The sequence below is a fragment of the Actinotalea endophytica genome (genome assembly GCF_025717005.1).
GTDB lineage: Bacteria > Actinomycetota > Actinomycetes > Actinomycetales > Cellulomonadaceae > Actinotalea.
The window spans coordinates 51,887-71,889 of record NZ_JAOVZU010000001.1; the positions used below are offsets into that span (position 1 = coordinate 51,887).

The following is a 20,003-nucleotide window of genomic DNA, read 5'->3' on the forward strand; positions in this document are numbered from 1 at the left end:
GCCGCTGATGGCATGGCGGCGGGCGGATGCCCGGGCCTCGTGGCTGGTGCACGGGTACGGCGGGCGCGCAGCGGGTTGCCGGCGGTTGGTGTGGTCACCACTCCCGGATGCTGTCGAGGCCCGCGAGGAGGTGCTCACGTGCGCCGGGAAGGGGCGTGCCGCTGATCGCCTCGGCCTGGTCGACGATCGCTTCGAGGGCCCTGAAGAGGTCCTCACGCTCCTCGGTCTCGATGAACGGGCTCCGGCTCCCGTCCAGGCGGTTGAACGCCTCCCCGTACTCCCTGCCGAGCGCGGTCAGACGGGCGGTGTCCACCGCGCCCTCGGCGTCGTCGAGGGCGTCGAGGACGGCACGTCGGGTCGCCTTGTACTGGGCGACGGCCTTGCGGAAGCGCACTGCGCTGATGTGACCGCGGCCGTCCCAGTCACGCAACGGGTTGTCGCGGTTCTCGGCGACCCACTCCGGCTTGCGGGCGCCGGTCACATCGACTCGGGTGCCGTGGGGGATCTCCGGGGTCCACACCTTCCTCATAGCCGCGGCGTACTCGGCGGGGATGCTGTGCAGTGCGAGCATCTCCAGGCCCGGGGCCGACTCGGGCACAAGCAGGTCGGACGCGACCATCCCGAACAGCTTGCTCACGAGCAGCGACCTGAGCCCGGTCAGACCGTTGAGGCTCGAAGCGTTGACCAACGTCCCCAGGTCCCCGGACAAGGACAGCCGCGTCACGTTGGGAAGGACCGTGACCAGGCCGCCACAGTCCAAGGAGTCGATCTCCGTGATCGAGACCTTCCACACGTCGGGGAAGACAGCCCCCGTGGCGACGAGGCTCGCGACCTCAGCGCCGGTGAAGGACCGCTCTCCCCGGTGGGTCGACGTGCGCTCACCACGGTCCCAGGAGCGCTGCAGGGCGAGCTGATCGCCCAGGTGCCAACCCGCTGCGTACGTGTCCGACTTGCGCTCCACCAAGGCCGGCACGTTGCCGATCACCGTGCACCCGCGCGGCAACAGCCAGTCGTAGTTGCGGTGGGAGGGCCTGCCTGTCCACGCGTGATGGGTCAGGACAAGTGGCGCCGGGTCCCCGAGATCCCCGACGGAGCTCGGCTCGGGGCCCGACCAGGCCAAGTCGAGCACACCAGCCGTGCCCCAGCTCGGATCGAGGTCGGTCACCTGGGCTGCCGTCCACTCGCCCAACGCATCGGAGAACGCCGTGACGACGTCACCCGGAGCCATGGGTCTGGGCGGCGCGGAAACCCGTCGACTCATGAACGGATCGTAGGTGGCAGGCACACCCGGACGCCCCACTCGCAGCCCAGGCGACCGACCGGCCCGCACGACAGTCATCCGCTCATGCCGCTGATGGCACGGCGGCATCTCATCGGCTCATGCCGCTGGTCGTGCATTGCGTCGGTTGTGGATCCGCGCGAGCGAGGAACGGAAGCGTTCGGGCGATCGGGCGTCGAGGCGGCGCATCTCTCGCGGTGTCAGGCCGAGGCCCCTCGCGGCGATCCCGTTCTGCTCTCGAACGCGTCGAAGGAAGACCGCGCACCCGGGGACCGTCACCGCCAACACGATCGCCACGCGGGCGCTCGGATGGAGCGAGCCCATCGTGGGGACGAGGGCCAAGGCGACGCACACCAGCACAAGCATCAGAACGACCCCGACAAGTTGGCGCCTCGCCGCGGCGACCATCTCGTCGAGCTGGGCACCAGCGAAGTGCTCGGACCACGCGCGCCGGTTGTTGTCGTCGATCTCGCGTCGAAGCCGCTGCACGCCCCGCCCTTCAGCCGCACCGCCTCACCGACGACCTGCCCCACCAGCCGCCGTCACCGGGTGGCCGCTCGACCATGATTCCATCGCGATGCTCGTGGGCCACGTGACCCGCCGCGTCGAGAACCGGGCGGCGCAGTTCGTCCGCTCGTGCCGCTCGTCGCGCGCGTTCGACCTGCCTGCCGTTGACCGGGTCGGCCCGGATGGCGGTCATGGTCGATGCTCGGCTGCGCTCAGCCGCACCCTCAACGCGAGCTGAACTCCAGCGGGACCTCACCGGCCAGCCCGAGCACCTGGAGCATGTCGAGCAGCAGGTCGGGCGGGTCGCGCAGCACCACGGCGCGCCCGTCCTCCTCGCCGGCCTGGAGCATCTGGAGGATGAACGCCAGGCCGGAGGAGTCCAGAAACTCCACCCGGCCGGCGTCCATCACCACCGGCCCCGACCTGGCCAGCGCGTAGGCCATCGCGACGCCGGCCCTGGAGCGCAGGGACTCGTCGACCGAGCCCCACATGCGCACCAGGGTGCCGTCCCCAACGGCCACCGCCTCGAGCCCGTCCTGCTCGAGGTCCTGCAGCGTCGCGTCACCCACACCTGGCAGACGAGTGGGCGGCGCGGCAGGTTCCCGAGATCGTCAGGTGTGCTGCGTCTCCACGTGGCGGGTCCGCGCGATCATCACCGGGCACGGTGCGTGCAGCACCACGGTGTGGCTCACCGACCCGAGCAGCAGCCGGGTCAGACCGTGCCGGCCGCGGCTGCCCACGACGAGCAGCCGGGCGTGCTCGGCCTCGTCGAGCAGCGCGGTCCCGGGCTGCTCGCGCACGAGCCGCTCGTGCACCACGAGGTCCGGGTACTGCTCGGCCAGGCCGGCGACCGACTCGGCGAGCACCAGACGCTCCTCCTCCTTGATCGACTCGGCGAGGCCCTCCGGGTAGACGTCGACGGACGCGTACAGCGACGGCTCCATCCACGCCCGCACCACGTGCAGCGCCTGACCGGTCCGGTCCGCCTCGGCCGCGGCGAGCGCGACCGCCTCGATGCTGTCGGCCGAGCCGTCCACGCCCACCACGACGCCCGCGGCGTCGAGGGCGACGCCCCCGGGGACCACGACCGTGGGCACCGGAGCGGCGGCGGCGATCTGGTAGGCCAACGAACCGGAGAACACCCGCTCGGTGGTGGTCATCCGGTGCGTGCCGAGCACGAGCAGCTCGGCCCCGCGCGCGACGTCGACCAGCACCTCCGCGGGTCGGCGGCGGTCGATCAGGGGCTCCACGGTGACCAGCGGCACCAGGTCGCGCGCCTGCGCGACGGCGCGATCCATCAGGGCGTTCGCGCCCTGCATCGTCCAGTCGTCCGCGAGCATGTCGACGCCGGCCATCGGGAAGCCGGTCGCGTGCACCAGCTGCAGCGTCGCACCCCGCTGCTCGGCCGCGATCGCGGCCCACCCGAGTGCAGCATCGCCGTGCGGGAGGTCCTCGACACCGACCACGACGCGTTTCATGTCCACCTCCCGGCGGGCGCCGCGCCGCGGCGGATCCGCTCCGGCGGTCCCGCTCACGTCCAGCGTCCCGCTGTCCTGCCGTGCGGTCCAGGGCCCGACGTCCTCGGACCCGGCGCGACAGCCGGCCCGCGACCGGCGCGACGGCCAACCACCCGGCAGCGGGCAGCGGGACACCTGTACGCCGTCGGGCAGGTGGCACACAGCCAGGTGTGCCAGGCTCGATCCCATGCGGATCGGCATCACGGGTGCGACGGGGCACATCGGCGGCATGGTGGCCGCGGAGCTCGCCGAGGAGGGCTTCTCGCAGCGGCTGCTCGTGCGCGACGCCCACCAGGCGCCGGTGCTCGACTGCAGCGAGATCCGGCAGGTCGCCTACGGCGGCGACGCCACCGACGCCCTGCGCGGCGTCCGTGCGCTGCTGATGGTCTCCGCCCATGAGAGCCCCGACCGGGTCGCCGAGCACCGCGCGTTCATCGAGGACGCCGCCGAGGCAGGCGTCGAGCACGTCGTCTACACCTCGTTCGAGGGCGCCGGCTCCGACGCCACCTTCACGCTGGCCCGTGACCACGGCGCGACCGAGGAGATCCTCAAGGCATCCGGGATGAGCTGGACCTTCCTGCGGGACAACCTGTACCTCGACCTCGTGCCGTACTTCGCGAACGACCAGGGGGTGCTCCGCGGCCCGGCCGGCTCGGGTCGGTTCGCCGGGGTCGCCCGCGCCGACGTCGCCGCGGTCGCGGCGACGGTGCTGCGCGACCCGGCTCGGCACGCCGGTCGGACGTACCGGTTGACCGGGCCCGAGGCCCTCACGCTCGACGACGTCACCCGGGTGTGGACCGAGGTGACCGGGCGTGTGCTGAGCTACGAACCCGAGTCGGTCGCCGACGCGTACGCCTGGCGGCGGGCGACCGGAGCCGAGGAGTGGCAGGTCGAGGCCTGGGTGTCGACCTACCTCGCGATCGCCTCGGGCGAGATGGCCGAGGTCACGGGCGACGTCGAGCGGCTACTGGGCCGGCCCCCGCGGTCGCTCGCCGACGTTCTCAGGGCGCAGACCGCGAGCTGACCTGCGTCACCCCTCGACGTCCCGGAACTCGATGAGCTCGCCGCGGGACGCGAAGTCCTGGCAGACCGCGAGCAGCGCGGCCCGGTCGTCGGTCTCGAGCAGGTAGAACCCGACCACCTGCTCGACGGACCCGGTGAACGGGCCGGTCGTGACGATCGCTCCGCCGGAGCCGTCCGGCCGCATCGAGACCGCCCGGTCCGACGGCGTCAGTGGCCCCGCGGTGATCAGACGGTGCCCGCCGGCAGCCAGGTCCTGGTGGAACTGCTCGTGGGAACGCATGCCCTTCTCGTGCTCCGAGGCGGGCAGCTCGGCCCACTCGGCCTCGGGCGCGGGTAGCAGGAGCAGATGACGGCTCATGAAGGTCCCCTCTCGGCTCAGGGCCGCGCCGGGTGGGCGGCCCCGCAGGTGTCTCGCCCGAGCATCTCGCCGGACGCCGCCGCGCACATCTCCAGCGGGCGGCTCCGACACGGCGTCCCGCGGCGCTGCGCCGTCATCGGACCTGGTGTCCCCCGCCCGCCCCGGCGGAATCGACGCGACCCCCGGCGACGCATCGGGGACAATGGCCGGTCGTGAGCGAGGCCCGGCGGGACGGAGGCGACGCGAAGGCGCCGTCGGACGGCTCGGCCGCACCCAAGCGCCGCGGCCGTCGCGGACGCGGACGCTCGGGCGACCCGTCGCGGCGCGACCGCCGCCCACCCGCCGACCGGCCCCGTCGCCCCAACGCCGAGGACCGGGCCGCTCGCGAGCGCCGCGCCGAGGCCCGCCGGGCGGTGGCCGTCCCGCCGATCACCTACCCCGAGTCGCTGCCGGTCAGCGCTCGCCGCGCGGAGATCGCCGAGGCGATCCGCGACCACCAGGTGGTGATCGTCGCGGGCGAGACCGGTTCGGGGAAGACCACCCAGCTGCCGAAGATCCTGCTCGAGCTCGGCCGCGGCCGGGACGGGCAGATCGGGCACACCCAGCCGCGGCGGATCGCGGCCCGCAGCGTCGCCGAGCGGATCAGCGAGGAGGTCACCGGCGGCCGCGACGGGCTCGGCACCCTGGTCGGCTACCAGGTGCGGTTCACCGATCTGTCGTCCGAGCAGACGCTGGTCAAGGTGATGACCGACGGCATCCTGCTCGCCCAGATCCAGCGCGACCCGATGCTGCTCGGCTACGACACGATCGTCATCGACGAGGCCCACGAGCGCAGCCTCAACATCGACTTCCTGCTCGGCTACCTGCGCCGCCTGCTCGAGCGCAGGCCGGACCTCAAGCTGGTCATCACGTCCGCGACGATCGACTCCGAGCGGTTCGCGCGGCACTTCGGGACGCCGCCGAGCGCCGAGCACCCGGACGGCGTGCCGGCGCCGGTGGTCCAGGTCAGCGGCCGCACCTACCCGGTCGAGGTCCGCTACCGCCCGCTCACGCCGGACCCCGAGCCGGACGAGGAGCACCCCGAGGACTCACTGCCCGCCGCGCGGACCACCAGGACGCCCCGGGGCGAGGACGCCCGCGACCTGATGACCGGGATCTGCGAGGCGGTCGACGAGCTCGCCGGCGAGGGGCCCGGCGACATCCTGGTGTTCCTGTCCGGCGAGCGGGAGATCCGCGACGCCGAGGATGCCCTGCGCTCGCACCTCGGCGCCGACCGCACGCGCGACCACCGCCACCCGGGCTACACCGAGCTGCTGCCGCTGTACTCCCGGCTGTCCGCGGCCGAGCAGCACCGCGTGTTCGAGTCACACCCGGGACGCCGCGTGGTCCTCGCGACCAACGTCGCGGAGACGTCGCTCACCGTGCCCGGCGTGCGGTACGTCGTCGACCCGGGCACGGCGCGGATCTCGCGCTGGTCGAAGGCCACCAAGGTCCAGCGGCTGCCGATCGAACCGGTCAGCCAGGCCAGCGCCGCGCAACGGTCCGGGCGCTGCGGCCGGGTCGCGGACGGGGTCGCGATCCGGCTGTACTCCGAGCAGGACCTCGCCTCACGCCCCGAGTTCACCGAGCCGGAGATCCTGCGCACGTCGCTCGCGAGCGTGATCCTGCAGATGATCAGCATCGGCGTGGTCGGCTCGCCGGAGGAGATCGCGTCCTTCCCGTTCGTCGAGCCGCCGGACACCCGCGCGGTGCGCGACGGCGTGCAGCTGCTGGTCGAGCTCGGCGCCCTCGAGCAGCGGGCCGAGCGGCTGCGGCTGACCGAGGTGGGGCGGGCGCTCGCCCTGCTGCCGATCGACCCCCGGCTGGCCCGGATGATCGTCGAGGCGGGCAAGCGCGACGTCGCACGCGAGGTGATGATCATCGCCGCTGCCCTGTCGATCCAGGACCCGCGCGAGCGCCCCGCGGAGGAGCGCGAGCAAGCCGACGCGATGCACTCCCGATTCGCCGACCCCGGCTCGGACCTGCTCGCGTACCTCAACCTGTGGCACCACGTGCGCGACCAGCAGCGCGAGCTGTCCGGCAGCGCGTTCCGCCGGATGTGCCGGGCCGAGCACCTGAGCTTCCTGCGCCTGCGCGAGTGGCAGGACGTCGTCACCCAGCTCCGCGAGCTCGCCAAGCCGCTCGGCATCACGGTCCGGCCCCCGCGCCGCGAGGCACCGGTCACCGAGGCCGAGGAGCAGGGCGGCCCGGTGCGTGGGAGCCTGCGCCGCGACTGGGACGGCGAGGCGATCCACCGCAGCGTGCTCGCCGGGCTGCTCTCCCAGATCGGGCAGCAGGAGGCCACCGAGGTGCGGGCCGGCGGGAGCGGGCGGGACCGCGGCGCGGACCGCCGAGGCAAGCCGCGACCGCGCAACGAGTACGTAGGCGCACGCGGCGCGCGGTTCGCGATCTTCCCCGGGTCGGCGCTGTCGAAGAAGCCCCCGGCCTGGGTGATGGCCGCCGAGCTGGTCGAGACGAGCCGGCTGTGGGCGCGCGACGTGGCCCGGATCGAGCCGGAGTGGGCCGAGGAGCTCGCACCGCACCTGGTCAAGCGGTCGTTCTCGGAACCGACCTGGTCCGCGAAGCAGGGCGCCGCCACCGCGCTCGAGCGGGTCACGTTGTACGGCGTCCCGATCGTGGTGGGCCGCCGGGTGCTGTACGCCAAGGTCGACCCCGAGCACGCCCGCGAGCTCTTCCTGCGGCACGCGCTGGTCGAGGGCGACTGGACGACGCACCACCGCTTCTTCCACACCAACCGTGCGCTGCTCGCGCAGGCCGAGGAGCTCGAGAACCGGGCGCGGCGGCGCGACCTGGTGGTCGACGACGACGCGCTGTTCGCGTTCTACGACGAGCGGGTCCCGGCCGACGTGGTCTCCGCGCGGCACTTCGACCAGTGGTGGAACAAGACCCGGCGTGCGCAGCCCGACCTGCTCACGTTCGACCCCGCGATGCTGGTCGGCGAGGACGCCGACGCGGCCAGGGACCCCGCGCTGTACCCCGAGCGCTGGCCGCAGGGCGACCTCGACCTCGCAGTGCACTACGCCTACGACCCCGGCACCGAGCACGACGGCGTGAGCGTCGAGATCCCGCTGCAGGTGCTCGAGCGCGTGGTCCCGGACGGCTTCGACCGCCTGGTGCCCGGCATGCAGGCCGAGCTCGCGGTCGCCACGATCCGAGCGCTGCCCAAGCCGGTGCGCGTCCAGCTCGTCCCCGCGCCGGACGTGGCCGCCGCGGTGGTCGGCTGGCTCGCCGGCCAGCCGACCTGGGCGGACACCGTGCGGGCGGGGGACGCCGCTCCCTCCTGGCACGAGACCTTCGCCCAGGCGGTGCGCGCGCTGCGCGGCGTGGAGATCCCGGACGACGCGTTCGACGACTCGCGGCTGCCCGCGCACCTGCGGATCACGTTCCGGGTGGTCGAGGAGCGGCGCGGCGGCATGGTCGTGGTCGACGAGGGGCACGACCTCGTCGCCCTCCAGCGGCGCCTCGCGTCCCAGGCCGAGAGCGCCGTCCGCTCCGCGATGCGCGACGCGATCCGGCGGGCGGTCGCCGAGCGTGACGCGACGGCCGGTGCCGGGACAGCAGAGCACGGCGCTGCGGCGGGCCGCACGGCGCCGGCCGACGCGGACGCCGGCTCGCGGGCCTCGAGCACGGGCGGGCCGGGCTCGGGCCATGCCGGGTCGGGTCCGGCGGACGGCGGTCCGACCGGCGCGCGTCCGCCAGGCCGCCCCGGTCCCACGGCTCGGCCCGGACCGGGCCGGCAGCCCGGCCACGACCTCGAGCGGACCGGCCTCACCACCTGGCCCACGCTGCCGACTCCCGACGACGAGATCCCCGAGCAGGTGAGCGCCGAGGTGGGCGGCGTGCGGGTCGAGGGATTCCCGGCCCTGGTCGCCGATCCGACTCCCGAGCGCCCGACGACCGCCGACCTGCGGGTCCTGGCCCGGCCCGACCCGGCACGGCACGCGGTCGCGGTCCGCGAGCTCCTGCTCGGCGAGCTGGCGCTCTCCACCGGGCGCGTCACGAGCCGCTGGTCGTCGGCGCAGTCGCTCGCCCTCGCGGCGTCGCCGTACCCGAGCACCGCAGCGCTCGTGCTGGACCTGCAGCGCAGCGCGCTCGACGCGTTGCTCGACGGGCACGGCGGCGCCCAGGTCCGCGACCGCGTCCGCTACGAGGCCCTGCGCGGCGAGCTGCGCGACGAGCTCGAGGACCGCACGCACCGGGTCGCGACCGACCTGGCCGCCGTGCTCACCGCGGCCCGTGAGCTGGACGCCGACCTGCGCGCCGCCGGCTCGCTCGCGCTGCTGTCCACCGTCCACGAGCTGCGGGGCTGGTCGACGCACCTGGTCCGGGACCGGGTCGCGTCCGGCGCCGGGGCCGAACGCCTCCCGCACCTGGTGCGCTACCTGCGGGCCGCGCAGCACCGGTTGGCCAAGGCGGCGGAGAACGTGGGCCGGGACGAGTCGCTGGCCTGGCAGGTCGCCGAGCTCGCCGAGGAGCTCGACGACGCCGTCGCCGCCGCGCGAGCCCGCACCCCCGATCCGGCCCGGGACGCGGCACTCGAGGACGTGCGCTGGATGCTCGAGGAGCTGCGCGTCTCGCTCTTCGCCCAGCAGCTCGGCACACCCCAGCCGGTGTCGGTCAAGCGGGTGCGCACCGCGCTGGCGGCCGCCGCGCGCTGAGCAGGCAGGCGTCCGCCTGGCCGGCACGCCGTCCGCCCGGTCGGCGGGCGCACGCCGGGTCGCCGCGCGATCAGCAGCGGAACGCGGGCGCCCACTCCAGGATCCGGAGCACCTCGACGTCGTCCCGCGCGTAGTACGGGTCGTCCGCGAGCATCGCGTCGACCGCGTCACGATCCCCGTCGACCACGATGAACGCACCGTCGCCGGACGCGAGCGGGCCGGAGATCAGCACGACGCCCGCCTCGTGCAGCAGCCGCTGCTTCTCACGGTGCGCAGGGCGGGCCGCGATCCGCTCGGGGGTGTCGTGCAGGGCGAGCTCGATGAGGTGCATGGGGCTCAGGCTAGGCCGCCGACCGGGACGCCGGGCCCCGCCGGCGGCCGTGCGGAGCGACTAGGCTCGTCCCGGAGCGCCGGGAAGCCTGGTCGGCACCTCATTCCCCATGCCGGAGGGAGCGGACCGTGCAGCTGTCCGATCTCGCATGCTCGTTGCCGGTGGTCACCCGGCACACCTCAGGTCTCGAAGCCGCCCGACGGATCGCCGGAGACCGGTTGACCGCCCTCGTCGTCGCCGACGACACGGGTCGGCCCAGGTCCGTGATCCCGGCCGTCGACGTTCTCGGCCTGCTCATCCCGCTCTACCTGCGCGAGGACGTCCGCCTGGCCGCGGTGCTCGACGACGCCGCCGCGGACGAGCTCTGGTCCGCCGCCGGCCAGCGGACGGTCGGCGAGCTGCTCGAGGACGACGACGTCAACGTCTTCGACATCCTCGTGGTCGAGCCGGACGCGACCCTCGTCGAGGTCGCCACCCTGATGGCCGCCGCACACACCTCGATCGCGCTGATCGACGACCCGGACCACGAGGAGCCGCGCTTCATCATCCTGCCCACCGTGCTCGACGCGGCGCTCACCGCACGCCGGCTGCGGGGTGCTTCCGAGGCATGACGTTCCAGGTCGTCGCAGGCCTCGTCGTCTTCATCGGGGCCTACGCGCTGATCGCCAGCGAGAAGCTGCCGCGCGCCCAGGTCGCCCTCGCGGGCGGCGCCGCCATGGTGCTGCTCGGCGCCACGGACGAGGCCGGGATCTTCTTCTCCGAGCACAGTGGCGTCGACTGGAACGTCATCTTCCTGCTGCTCGGCATGATGATGATCGTCGGGATCCTCCGGCAGTCCGGCGCGTTCGAGTTCCTCGCGATCTGGGCCGCGAAGAAGGCCCGCGGGCGCCCGTTCGTCGTCATGACGATGCTCATCATCATCACCGCGGTGCTGTCCGCGATGCTCGACAACGTCACGACGGTGCTGCTGATCGCGCCGGTGACGCTGCTGATCGCCGACCGGCTCGCGGTCTCGCCGATCCCGTTCCTGATCACCCAGGTGATGGCGAGCAACATCGGTGGCGCGGCGACGCTCATCGGCGACCCGCCGAACATCATCGTCGCCAGTCGCGCGGGCCTGACGTTCGTGGACTTCCTGGTCAACATGGCGCCGCTGGTGGTCGTGCTGCTCGTGGTGTTCATCGGCCTGGCCTGGCTGCTGTTCCGCAAGCAGCTCACGTACGACCCCGAGCGGGTCGCCAAGGTCATGGCGCTGAACGAGCGCGAGGCGATCAAGAGCCCGCGGCTGCTGGCCATGTCGGTCGGCGTGATCGCGCTCGTGCTCGCCGGGTTCGCGCTGCAGGGCGTGACGCACCTCGAGCCGGCCGTCGTGGCGCTGATGGGCGCCGGGCTGCTCGCGCTGCTCACCGGGCTCGAGGCCCGCGTGGTGGTGGCAGATGTCGAGTGGGAGACCCTGCTGTTCTTCGCGGGCCTGTTCGTCATGGTCGGCGGCCTGGTCAACCTCGGGGTGATCGACCGGATCGGCGAGGCCGCGACGGCTGCCGTCGGCGACAACTACGCGGGCGCCGCGGTCGGCCTGCTGGTCGGCTCGGCGGTGATCTCGGGCGTGATCGACAACATCCCGTACGTCGCGACCATGGCACCCCTGGTCGCGGGCCTGGTGGCGGCCGGCGGCGTGGCGGCCGAGCCGCTGTGGTGGGCGCTGACCATCGGTGCCGACCTCGGCGGGAACGCGACGGCGGTCGGTGCGAGCGCGAACGTCGTGGTGCTCGGCATCGCGCGGCGCTACGGGGCGCCGATCTCGTTCTGGGAGTTCACCAAGTACGGCCTGCTGGTCACCGCGGTGACCGTCGCGCTCAGCGTGCCCTACGTGCTCCTGCGCTACTTCTGACCGCCGGACGCAGGCCCGCGGTCACCGACCGCCCCTCGTCTTCCGGCGGGACGACCCGAGCGTCGGGCGCGGGTCCGGCCGACACCGTCAGCCGCAGGTCCACGCGATGGTCCCGGCAACCTGACCTTCGGGCGCGGCGACCGCTGCGGAACCGCCCGCCTCGGTCACCTGCACGGGGGCGGTGAGCGGCACGGGCAGGGTCTGCTCCGGCGAGGTCAGGGTCACCACGATCGCGCCCTGGTAGTCGCCCGGCCCGCGGTAGCCCGCCACGGTCACCGTCGCTCCGAGCGCGTAGCCCTCCCCGACGCTCGCCGACGCCACCTCCGCCTGGTAGCGCACCGCACCCGTGGAGCAGGCGACGTCGGTCGACACCGAGGCGTCGAGGGTGACCGGAGCGGTCAGGTGCACCGTGAGCTCGCCGTCGCCGCTCGGTGCGCTCGGGCTGAACGTCGCGGACCCGGTGGGGGTCGCCGTCGGGGACCGTGTCGCCGTGGGGCTGACGGTGGGACTGGCGATCGGGCTGACCGTCGGGTCCGCGGTCCGCGCCCCGGGCGGTGCCGTGGCCGTCCGGTCGCCGGCCTGGTCGATCGCCGTGCGCGCCGAGCCCGGAGCGTCGCCGGTGAGCTGCCCGCACCCGGCGAGGGCCGCGACGAGCACGAGCAGCGCGGCCCGACCCGACCAGGTCGACGCGCGCAGGATCACGCGAGCCAGTGTGGCGCCCGCGCCGTGCCGGTAGGTGACGGCCCGGTTGCCGTCGTGTTCAGGTCCGGTTCGCACGCACCCGCACCACGGCGTCGGACCCGCTTGCTACGGTCCCCGGCGTGAGGTGCTTCGGCGACGGCGACCCGCTCTACGAAACCTACCACGACACCGAGTGGGGCAACCCGGTGCGTGGCGACAGCGCGCTTTTCGAGCGGCTGTCGCTCGAGGCGTTCCAGTCCGGCCTGGCCTGGATCACGATCCTGCGCAAGCGCGAGGCCTTCCGGGCCGCGTTCGCCGGCTTCGACCCGCAGGCCGTCGCCGACTACGACGAGCACGACGTCGCTCGCCTGCTGAGCGATCCAGGGATCGTCCGCAACCGGGCGAAGATCGAGGCCGTGGTCGCCAACGCGGGTGCGCTCGTCGAGCTCCAGGCGGGCGGCGGCTCGCTCACCGAGCTGATCTGGGCGCACGCGCCGGCCCGGCGGGTCCGGTCACCCCGCCCGGCGACCTTCGCCGACGTACCGTCCTCCACCCCGGAGTCCGCCGCGCTCGCCAAGGCGCTCAAGACCGCCTGCTTCCGGTTCGTCGGGCCGACCACGGCGTACGCCACGATGCAGGCGTGCGGGCTGGTGGACGACCACCTCGCCGGGTGCCCGTCGGCTCGCTAGTGCTGCGGGTCGGCACACGCGCCACGGGCGAAGCGCGAGGGCGCGGTCAGTCGCCGAGCGCCTCGCAGGAGAGCCCGGACGGGTCCACCTCGACGATCGCAGTGCGCGCGGCGTTCGCGCCCCACGCAGCCGACGCGAGGACGGTCGAACCACTGATCCCCGCCGGGGCGATCGCCACGTCCTCGGCGCCCACGCACGACTCGACCAGGACCTCCGCCCCCAGGTCGACCACCTGGGCGTCCACCCCGACCCAGACCGCCGTGCCGTCGGCCGCCCGTCCGGTGAGCTGCAGCAGCACCAGCAACGCCGACGACGACGCGACCGGCGCTCCGCTCGCGTCTCCGGGTTGGAGACCGGACATCGAGTAGGGGCACGGCTCGCTCGCCGTCGGGGCGAAGCACGCCCCGAACACCTGCGCGAGGCCGGCCAGCGGCACACCGTCGACCACCATCCGGCCGCCGTCGGCAGGCGACTCGACGACCACCTCGGCCCCGACGACGGTGGCCGGGTCGGGGAAGGCTCCGGCAGTGTCGTCGGCAGGCGACTCGCCCGGCTCACCGGCGTCGCCGGAGTCGGTGGGCTCGGCCGGCTCGTGCTCGGCGGCCTCCTCGGCCGCGTCGTCCTCGGCGAGGTCGATCGTCGCGGGCGTCGTGTCCGTCGGGCCGGTCAGGTCCGAGCCCGACGTCCCCGTGCAGCCCGCCAGGGCCAGTGCCAGCACCGCGACGCCCGCACCTATCCGCATGGACCTCTCCCTCGTCGCTCCCGACGCTAGCCCTCGGGCCGTGGCTCGGTCAGGCGTTCCGACGCGCGGCTCAGCGCAGGCCCGCGGGGTGCTCCGCCCGGGCCAGCAACGCCCCGATCAGGGCGACGTCCCCGTCCAGCCAGGCCACGCCGTGCCAGTCGGGATGCTCGAGCCAGCGAAGCTCGTCGTGCGTCTCCAGCGGCCGTGGCTCGCCCTCGACGAGCTCGGCGGCCCACACCCGCATCACGTGGCGCTCGGTGATCGGCCACGAACCGCCTGCGGGACCCGGGAGCTCGACCCCGAGCGCGACCCGCACGCCGAGCTCCTCGCGCACCTCGCGGTGCAGCGCCTCGACCGGGGTCTCGCCGGGCTCGACCTTGCCACCCGGCAGCTCCCAGCGGCCCGCGACGGCGGCCGGTCGCGTGCGCCGCGCGGCGAGCAGGCGGCGCGGGCGGGAGAGGTCGTCGACCAACGCAGCCGCGACGACGAGGATCGGGACCATGCCCCCATCCTGGCAGCGAGGCGGCAACGGGTCGGGACAGAGCCGGCGGCGAGCCGGTGGACTCCGCGGCCGGCCGGTGGACCGGGCGGCGGGCCCGGCCGGTGGACCCGGCGGCGGGCCCGGGCGGGGTCGGACCCGGCGGGCACAGCTCGGCCCTCGTGCCGGTCGTCCCCACCGCCGCACCACCTGGAGGCACGGTACGGGCGAGCACGGGAGCGGCAGGCGCGGACGGTGAACGTCGCACCCCGCCGCACGGGTGCCGTGCGGGGAGACCGGCGCGAGGGCCGGCGGGTGTCGGCAGAGCCGACGGTGGGTCCCGGAGGACCGTTGTCCGGAGCGGGGGTTACCCCGCGCGGCGCATGCCGCGAGCGAGGCGCTCCGGGGTCGAGGTCAGCGAAGGCCGTACTGACGCGCGCGGGCGACCGCGTCCGCGCGGGTCGAGACGCCGAGCTTCCGGTACACGCTGCGCACCTGCGACTTGACCGTGTTCCGGCTGACCCACAGCCGGCTCGCGATCTCTTCGAGCGTGGTGTCCTCGTCGAGGTTCGACAGGATCACGCGCTCACGGCGGGTGAGGGTGCGCTGTGCCGGGACCATTCGCATGTCGATCGTCTCGACGGCCATGGCTGCCTCCAGGGGTAACGCGGTGCCGGGGGACACCGCATCGGCGGGTACACCTGGAGAGAGCGAGGAGGCCGCGGGACATGACGCGGTTTTCACCCGCGATTTCGCCATTCGGACCCTTGCGTCGTGCAGGGCTCCATGAGCGGCTCGGCGAGGCGAGGCGTTGCCGCAGGTCACAGGCCCGATCTGGGATCCCGGGTGAAGATGCCGACTCACCCGAAAGGCCTAGTCGGTCCCGTCACCCGTTCGGACCAGTCAGCCCCCGACGAGCGTGGCGTACTCCTCCGCGCTGAGCATCGGGCCGCTCGAGGTCACCGAGACCTTGATCAGCCAGCCGGCGCCGTACGGGTCCGCGTTGACCATCGCCGGGTCGTCGACCGCGGCACCGTTCACCTCGACCACGGTGCCGTCGACCGGCGAGAACAGCTCGGACACCGACTTGGTCGACTCGATCTCGCCGCACACCGCGCCGGCGGTGACGGCGTCGCCCACCTCGGGCAGCTCGAGGTAGACCACGTCGCCCAGCGCGTCGGCCGCGTGCGCGGTGATACCGACCGTGACCGGGTCGCCGGAGGCGACCCACTCGTGCTCGGCCGTGTACTGCAGGTCGGTGGGGATCTCGCTCATGAAGGCGCTCCTTGTCGCGGGCTGGGCGGCGCCGTCAGGCGCTGGGACGACGGTAGAAGGGAAGCGGTACGACGTGCACCGGTTCGAGCCGGCCACGCACGTCGACCGCGAGCTCGGTGCCCTCGGCCGAGGCCTCGGGGGTGACGTAGGCCATCGCGATCGGAACCCCGAGGGTGGGCGACGGTGCACCGGAGGTGACGTGGCCGACGTGAGTCCCACTGCGGGTCGTCACGTCGTAGCCCTGCCGGGCGGCGCGCCGGGAGTCCCCGACCAGGCCCACGAGGACCCGCGCGGGCGCCGAGTGCGCGCGCGCGTACAGCGCGGTCCGGCCGACGAACTCCAGCGGGGCGCCGTCGGCGTCGGTCTTGTCGAGCTTGACCACCCGGCCCAGGCCCGCGGCGTACGGCGTGACGGTGAGGTCGAGCTCGTGCCCGTACAGCGGCATCCCGGCCTCGAGCCGCAGGCTGTCGCGCGCTGCGAGCCCGGCCGGGACGAGCCCGAACGCCTCGCCGGCCGCCAGCAGTGCGCGCCACAGCGGGACGCCGGTGGCCGCGGCGTCGACGAACAGCTCGAATCCGTCCTCGCCGGTGTAGCCGGTCCGGGCGATCAGCACCGGCAGAGGTTCCCCGTCGACCTCGAACGTCGCCTCGAGCGCTGCGTAGTAGCGCAGGTCGGGCAGGCCGTCGACCACCAGGCCGGGCGTCGCCTGGAGGATCTCCAGCGCACGCGGTCCCTGGACCGCGACCAGTGCGGTGGTGTCCGTGCGGTCCTCGACCGACACGCCGAGGTCGCCGACCCGCTCGGTCAGCGCGGCGAGCACCGGGTCGTGGTTGGCCGCGTTGGCCACCACGAGGTACTGCTCGTCGCCGAGGCGGTACACGATCAGGTCGTCCAGCACGGCACCGGACTCGACGCAGATCATCGTGTAGCGCGCGCGGCCCACGGCCATGCCGGCGAACGAGCCGACCAGCGCCCGGTCCAGGAACGCGCCCGCGTCCGGGCCGAGCACCCAGATCTCCGCCATGTGGGACAGGTCGAACAGCCCGGCGGCCGAGCGCACCGCGGTGTGCTCGGCGAGGTCCGAGCCGTAGCGCAGCGGCATCGACCACCCGGCGAACGGCACCAGCGTCGCGCCCAGGGCGACGTGCTCGTCGTGCAGCGGGCTGGGCCGGGTGGCCGCAGCGGCGTCCTCGCTCATGCGTACTCCTCGATCGGCGGGCAGGTGCACACCAGGTTCCGGTCACCGGCAGCCTGGTCGATCCGGCGCACCGGTGGCCAGTACTTCCCGGACCGGAGTCCCGGGACGCCGAACGCTGCGGTCTCGCGGCTGTACGGCTTGTCCCAGCCGTCGGCCACGACGCTCGCAGCCGTGTGCGGGGCGCCGCGCAGCGGGGAGTCGGCGACCGGCCACTCACCGGCCTCGACCCGCGCGATCTCGCCGCGGATCGCGACCATCGCGTCGACGAACCGGTCGAGCTCGCCCAGGTCCTCGCTCTCGGTGGGCTCGACCATGAGCGTCCCGGCGACCGGGAACGCCAAGGTCGGCGCGTGGAAGCCGTAGTCCATCAACCGCTTCGCGACGTCCTCGGCCGTGACCCCGGAGCTCTTGGTGATCTCCCGCAGGTCGAGGATGCACTCGTGCGCCACCCGGCCGCCCGGGCCGGTGTAGAGCACCGGGAAGTGCTCGTCCAACCGCGTCGCGAGGTAGTTGGCGGACAGGATCGCGACCTCGCTCGCCCGGCGCAGGCCCGCGCCACCCATCAGCAGCACGTAGGCGTAGGAGATCGGCAGGACGCCGGCACTCCCGTACCGGGCGGCCGCGACCGGGCCGACACCGGGGGCATCGTCGCGCAGCTCGGCGGGCGTCCGACTCCCGGCCGTCGGGCCGGCCGGCGCCAGGTCGTCGCTGCCGCCAGGGGTCGGGTCGCCCGGCAGGAAGGGCACCAGGTGGCTCGCGACCGCGACCGGGCCCACGCCGGGACCACCGCCGCCGTGCGGGATGGCGAACGTCTTGTGCAGGTTGAGGTGCGAGACGTCACCGCCGAACTCGCCGGGCCGGGCGAGCCCGACCAGCGCGTTGAGGTTCGCCCCGTCGATGTACACCTGCCCGCCGGCGGCGTGCACCGCGTCGCACACGTCGCGCACGCCGGCCTCGAAGACGCCGTGCGTCGACGGGTAGGTGATCATGATCGCCGCGACCCGCCCCGCGTGCGCGGTGAGCTTCGCATCCAGGTCGGCCGCGTCGATGGTGCCGTCCGGCGCGGTCGCCACGACCACCACCCGCATGCCGGCGAGCACTGCCGACGCAGCGTTGGTGCCGTGCGCCGACGCCGGGATCAGGCACACGTCGCGCTGCTCCTCGCCACGCGAGCGGTGGTACGCCCGGATGGCGAGCAACCCGGCGAGCTCGCCCTGCGAGCCGGCGTTGGGCTGCAGGCTCACCGCGGCGTACCCGGTGAGGTCCGCGAGCGTCGACTCGAGGCCCGCGATGAGCTCTCGGTAGCCCTCGGCCTGGTCGGCCGGCGCGTACGGGTGCAGGTTCGCGAACTCGGGCCAGGAGATGGTCTCCAGCTCGACCGCGGCGTTGAGCTTCATGGTGCACGAGCCCAGCGGGATCATCGTGCGGTCCAGCGCGAGGTCCTTGTCGGCGAGCACGCGCAGGTAGCGCATCAGTGCCGTCTCGGACCGGTAGCGGTGGAACGTCGGGTGCGTGAGGTACGGGCTCGTGCGGCTCAGGTGGGCGGGGATCCGGGTGCGGCCCGATCCGTGCGGCGGCTCGGGCGGATCGGTCACGCCCACCGCACCCGAGAACCCGGTCCGGGCAGGCTCTCGGAGCGGGGGCTCGCCGCGACCCGTGCCGACGGACACCGCTGCGAGAGCGCGGTCCACGTCGTCGACCGTGGTGGTCTCGTCGACGGTGAGGCCGACGTGGTCCGCGTCGACCCGGCGCAGGTTGAGGCCGCGCTCGAGCGCGGCGGCGAGCACCGCGTCCGCCGCGCCGGGCACGCGCACCACGACCGTGTCGAAGAACGCGTCGTGCAGGACCTCGACGCCGACCGCCACCAGCCCGTCGCGCAGCAGCACCGCCGCGGCGTGCACCTGCTCGGCGATCCGGCGCAGGCCGTCGGGTCCGTGGTACACCGCGTACATCGCGGCGACGACCGCGAGCAGCGCCTGCGCCGTGCAGATGTTGCTCGTGGCCTTCTCCCGCCGGATGTGCTGCTCGCGGGTCTGCAGGCTCAGCCGGTAGGCGGGCGCGCCGTCGGCGTCCAGGCTCACCCCGACGAGCCGGCCCGGCAGCTGGCGCTCCAGGCCGGAACGCACCGCCATGAACGCGGCGTGCGGCCCGCCGTAGAACATCGGCACGCCGAACCGCTGGGCGGAGCCCACCGCGATGTCCGCACCGAGCTCGCCGGGCGGGGTGACCACGGCGAGCGAGAGCAGGTCGGCGGCCACCGTCACCAGCGCGCCGGCGGCGTGCGCGGCCTCGACCAGCGGCGCGACGTCCTGCAGCAGCCCGTCGACGCCCGGCTGCTGCACCACGACGCCCACGAGCTCGACGCCGTCGAGCGTCGGCAACCCGTCGGTGAGGTCCGCGACCACCAGCGTCAGCCCGATCGCCGCGGCGCGGCCGCGCAGCACCGCGAGGGACTGCGGCAGCAGCCGCGCGTCCACCACGACGACCCCGCCGTCCCGGCCCTTGACGGCCCGGCGCATGAGCAGCACCGCCTCGGTCACCGCGGTCGCCTCGTCGAGCAGGCTCGCGCCGGCCACCGGCAGTCCGGTCAGGTCCTCGACCATGGTCTGGAACACCAGCATCGCCTCGAGCCGGCCCTGGCTGATCTCGGGCTGGTAGGGCGTGTACGCCGTGTACCAGGCCGGGTTCTCCAGGACGTTGCGCCGGATCGCCGCCGGGGTGTGGGTGCCGTGGTAGCCGAGGCCGATCATCGAGGTGACGACCCGGTTGCGGTCGGCCAGCGCCCGCAGGTGCGCGGCGACCTCGGGCTCGCTCATCGCGCGCGCCGGACCCGTGGCGGTCTGCGTGCGGATCGTGGCCGGCACCGCCTGGTCGACGAGCGCGGTCAACGACCCGGCCCCGACCACGTCGAGCATCCGGTCGAGGTCGGCGGGTCGGGGTCCGACGTGACGGTCGACGAAGCCGTCGCCGGACGATCCGACGGGGTTCGGCGAGCTGGTGGTGGGGCTCACGGGCGGCTCCCGGGTCCGGTCCGGCGCGCGCCGGAGTGCTGGGGCCTCCCCGCTCTGTCCTCCGGGGCACGGGCCCCGACCTGAGAGTTTGGCGAGCCGGACGGACCGGTTCGCGTGCACCGTCGGTGGGCCATCGCTGGCCGCTTTCCAGAGTTGCCTCGCCGTGGCGGTACGGGGGCCTGAGAGATTCCCGGGGAGGGTTGCTCCTTCGGCGCCTCGCGGAGCGAGGACTCTCCCGTCACGGTTCGTGCGGCGTGTTGGGTTGTCGCCGGCGCGGTGCGCCGACGAACCGAGGATAGTGCCGG

18 protein-coding genes and 1 riboswitch are annotated in these 20,003 nt (G+C 74.0%); of the genes, 5 read left to right on the forward strand and 13 right to left on the reverse strand.

The genetic code is table 11. The features are described from left to right. Positions 1-94: 94 nt before the first annotated feature. From OEB99_RS00280 to OEB99_RS00295, 4 genes are all read right to left on the reverse strand, one after another. Complete coding sequence (locus OEB99_RS00280) at positions 95-1,261, reverse strand: hypothetical protein (protein WP_263507572.1); 1,167 nt, start codon at positions 1,259-1,261, stop codon at positions 95-97. Positions 1,262-1,378: 117 nt separating this feature from the next. Beyond that, on the reverse strand, positions 1,379-1,768 hold the full coding sequence (locus OEB99_RS00285; protein ID WP_263507573.1) for a hypothetical protein: 390 nt from the start codon (positions 1,766-1,768) through the stop codon (positions 1,379-1,381). Positions 1,769-2,010: 242 nt separating this feature from the next. Beyond that, on the reverse strand, positions 2,011-2,355 hold the full coding sequence (locus tag OEB99_RS00290; RefSeq protein ID WP_263507575.1) for an STAS domain-containing protein: 345 nt from the start codon (positions 2,353-2,355) through the stop codon (positions 2,011-2,013). Between the two features lie 42 nt (positions 2,356-2,397). Beyond that, the gene (locus OEB99_RS00295) at positions 2,398-3,264 is read right to left on the reverse strand and encodes a universal stress protein (RefSeq protein ID WP_263507576.1); all 867 of its coding nucleotides are present in this window, start codon (positions 3,262-3,264) and stop codon (positions 2,398-2,400) included. Positions 3,265-3,490: 226 nt separating this feature from the next. On the opposite strand from OEB99_RS00295, the gene OEB99_RS00300 reads away from it, so the two are divergent. Then, positions 3,491-4,327 (forward strand): SDR family oxidoreductase, encoded by an 837-nt coding sequence (locus OEB99_RS00300; protein WP_263507577.1) that lies wholly within the window; start codon positions 3,491-3,493, stop codon positions 4,325-4,327. A gap of 6 nt (positions 4,328-4,333) precedes the next feature. Here OEB99_RS00300 and OEB99_RS00305 read toward each other — a convergent pair whose 3' ends face one another. After that, positions 4,334-4,684: a YciI family protein gene (locus OEB99_RS00305; protein ID WP_263507579.1), complete on the reverse strand. Its 351-nt coding sequence runs from the start codon at positions 4,682-4,684 to the stop codon at positions 4,334-4,336. Between the two features lie 212 nt (positions 4,685-4,896). Between OEB99_RS00305 and hrpA the strand changes: the two genes are divergently transcribed. Further along, complete coding sequence (gene hrpA, locus OEB99_RS00310; RefSeq protein ID WP_263507581.1) at positions 4,897-9,402, forward strand: ATP-dependent RNA helicase HrpA; 4,506 nt, start codon at positions 4,897-4,899, stop codon at positions 9,400-9,402. 70 nt (positions 9,403-9,472) lie between these two features. Here the strand turns inward: hrpA and OEB99_RS00315 are convergent, their stop codons facing one another. Next, positions 9,473-9,733 (reverse strand): YciI family protein, encoded by a 261-nt coding sequence (locus OEB99_RS00315; protein ID WP_263507582.1) that lies wholly within the window; start codon positions 9,731-9,733, stop codon positions 9,473-9,475. Between the two features lie 128 nt (positions 9,734-9,861). On the opposite strand from OEB99_RS00315, the gene OEB99_RS00320 reads away from it, so the two are divergent. Both OEB99_RS00320 and OEB99_RS00325 read left to right on the forward strand, forming a co-directional pair. Beyond that, complete coding sequence (locus OEB99_RS00320; RefSeq protein WP_263507584.1) at positions 9,862-10,344, forward strand: CBS domain-containing protein; 483 nt, start codon at positions 9,862-9,864, stop codon at positions 10,342-10,344. Next, the gene (locus tag OEB99_RS00325; RefSeq protein ID WP_263507585.1) at positions 10,341-11,624 is read left to right on the forward strand and encodes an ArsB/NhaD family transporter; all 1,284 of its coding nucleotides are present in this window, start codon (positions 10,341-10,343) and stop codon (positions 11,622-11,624) included. Before OEB99_RS00320 ends, OEB99_RS00325 begins: the two co-directional genes overlap by 4 nt. An 87-nt stretch (positions 11,625-11,711) precedes the next feature. On the opposite strand, the gene OEB99_RS00330 is transcribed toward OEB99_RS00325, so the two are convergent. Next, entirely contained in the window at positions 11,712-12,326 is a 615-nt protein-coding gene (locus OEB99_RS00330; protein WP_263507586.1) for a hypothetical protein, read from the reverse strand. 119 nt (positions 12,327-12,445) lie between these two features. Here OEB99_RS00330 and OEB99_RS00335 point away from each other — a divergent pair, with 119 nt between their 5' ends. Continuing rightward, entirely contained in the window at positions 12,446-12,994 is a 549-nt protein-coding gene (locus OEB99_RS00335) for a DNA-3-methyladenine glycosylase I (RefSeq protein ID WP_263507587.1), read from the forward strand. 46 nt (positions 12,995-13,040) lie between these two features. Here the strand turns inward: OEB99_RS00335 and OEB99_RS00340 are convergent, their stop codons facing one another. The 6 genes from OEB99_RS00340 to gcvP form a co-directional block, all read right to left on the reverse strand. After that, positions 13,041-13,736 (reverse strand): hypothetical protein, encoded by a 696-nt coding sequence (locus OEB99_RS00340; protein ID WP_263507588.1) that lies wholly within the window; start codon positions 13,734-13,736, stop codon positions 13,041-13,043. Positions 13,737-13,806: 70 nt separating this feature from the next. Then, on the reverse strand, positions 13,807-14,238 hold the full coding sequence (locus OEB99_RS00345; RefSeq protein ID WP_263507589.1) for an NUDIX domain-containing protein: 432 nt from the start codon (positions 14,236-14,238) through the stop codon (positions 13,807-13,809). A 390-nt stretch (positions 14,239-14,628) separates the two neighbouring features. Next, positions 14,629-14,862: a LuxR C-terminal-related transcriptional regulator gene (locus OEB99_RS00350; RefSeq protein WP_263507590.1), complete on the reverse strand. Its 234-nt coding sequence runs from the start codon at positions 14,860-14,862 to the stop codon at positions 14,629-14,631. Positions 14,863-15,117: 255 nt separating this feature from the next. Beyond that, entirely contained in the window at positions 15,118-15,489 is a 372-nt protein-coding gene (gene gcvH / locus OEB99_RS00355; protein WP_263507591.1) for a glycine cleavage system protein GcvH, read from the reverse strand. A 34-nt stretch (positions 15,490-15,523) separates the two neighbouring features. Further along, positions 15,524-16,687 (reverse strand): glycine cleavage system aminomethyltransferase GcvT, encoded by a 1,164-nt coding sequence (gcvT, locus tag OEB99_RS00360; protein WP_263507593.1) that lies wholly within the window; start codon positions 16,685-16,687, stop codon positions 15,524-15,526. Then, entirely contained in the window at positions 16,684-19,698 is a 3,015-nt protein-coding gene (gene gcvP / locus OEB99_RS00365) for an aminomethyl-transferring glycine dehydrogenase (RefSeq protein ID WP_263507594.1), read from the reverse strand. The genes gcvT and gcvP overlap by 4 nt, the downstream gene beginning before the upstream one ends. A 157-nt stretch (positions 19,699-19,855) precedes the next feature. Beyond that, a riboswitch (glycine riboswitch) is annotated at positions 19,856-19,946 on the reverse strand. Positions 19,947-20,003 lie beyond the last annotated feature (57 nt).

What these genes read in the sequence shown, in the direction of transcription:
- OEB99_RS00280 (WP_263507572.1), bottom strand. Translation starts at nt 1,261, where the DNA reads ATGAGTCGACGGGTTTCCGCGCCGCCCAGACCCATGGCTCCGGGTGAC.
- OEB99_RS00295 (WP_263507576.1), bottom strand. Translation starts at nt 3,264, where the DNA reads ATGAAACGCGTCGTGGTCGGTGTCGAGGACCTCCCGCACGGCGATGCT.
- OEB99_RS00300 (WP_263507577.1), top strand. Translation starts at nt 3,491, where the DNA reads ATGCGGATCGGCATCACGGGTGCGACGGGGCACATCGGCGGCATGGTG.
- OEB99_RS00305 (WP_263507579.1), bottom strand. Translation starts at nt 4,684, where the DNA reads ATGAGCCGTCATCTGCTCCTGCTACCCGCGCCCGAGGCCGAGTGGGCC.
- OEB99_RS00315 (WP_263507582.1), bottom strand. Translation starts at nt 9,733, where the DNA reads ATGCACCTCATCGAGCTCGCCCTGCACGACACCCCCGAGCGGATCGCG.
- OEB99_RS00325 (WP_263507585.1), top strand. Translation starts at nt 10,341, where the DNA reads ATGACGTTCCAGGTCGTCGCAGGCCTCGTCGTCTTCATCGGGGCCTAC.
- OEB99_RS00340 (WP_263507588.1), bottom strand. Translation starts at nt 13,736, where the DNA reads ATGCGGATAGGTGCGGGCGTCGCGGTGCTGGCACTGGCCCTGGCGGGC.
- OEB99_RS00345 (WP_263507589.1), bottom strand. Translation starts at nt 14,238, where the DNA reads ATGGTCCCGATCCTCGTCGTCGCGGCTGCGTTGGTCGACGACCTCTCC.
- OEB99_RS00350 (WP_263507590.1), bottom strand. Translation starts at nt 14,862, where the DNA reads ATGGCCGTCGAGACGATCGACATGCGAATGGTCCCGGCACAGCGCACC.
- gcvH (WP_263507591.1), bottom strand. Translation starts at nt 15,489, where the DNA reads ATGAGCGAGATCCCCACCGACCTGCAGTACACGGCCGAGCACGAGTGG.
- gcvT (WP_263507593.1), bottom strand. Translation starts at nt 16,687, where the DNA reads ATGAGCGAGGACGCCGCTGCGGCCACCCGGCCCAGCCCGCTGCACGAC.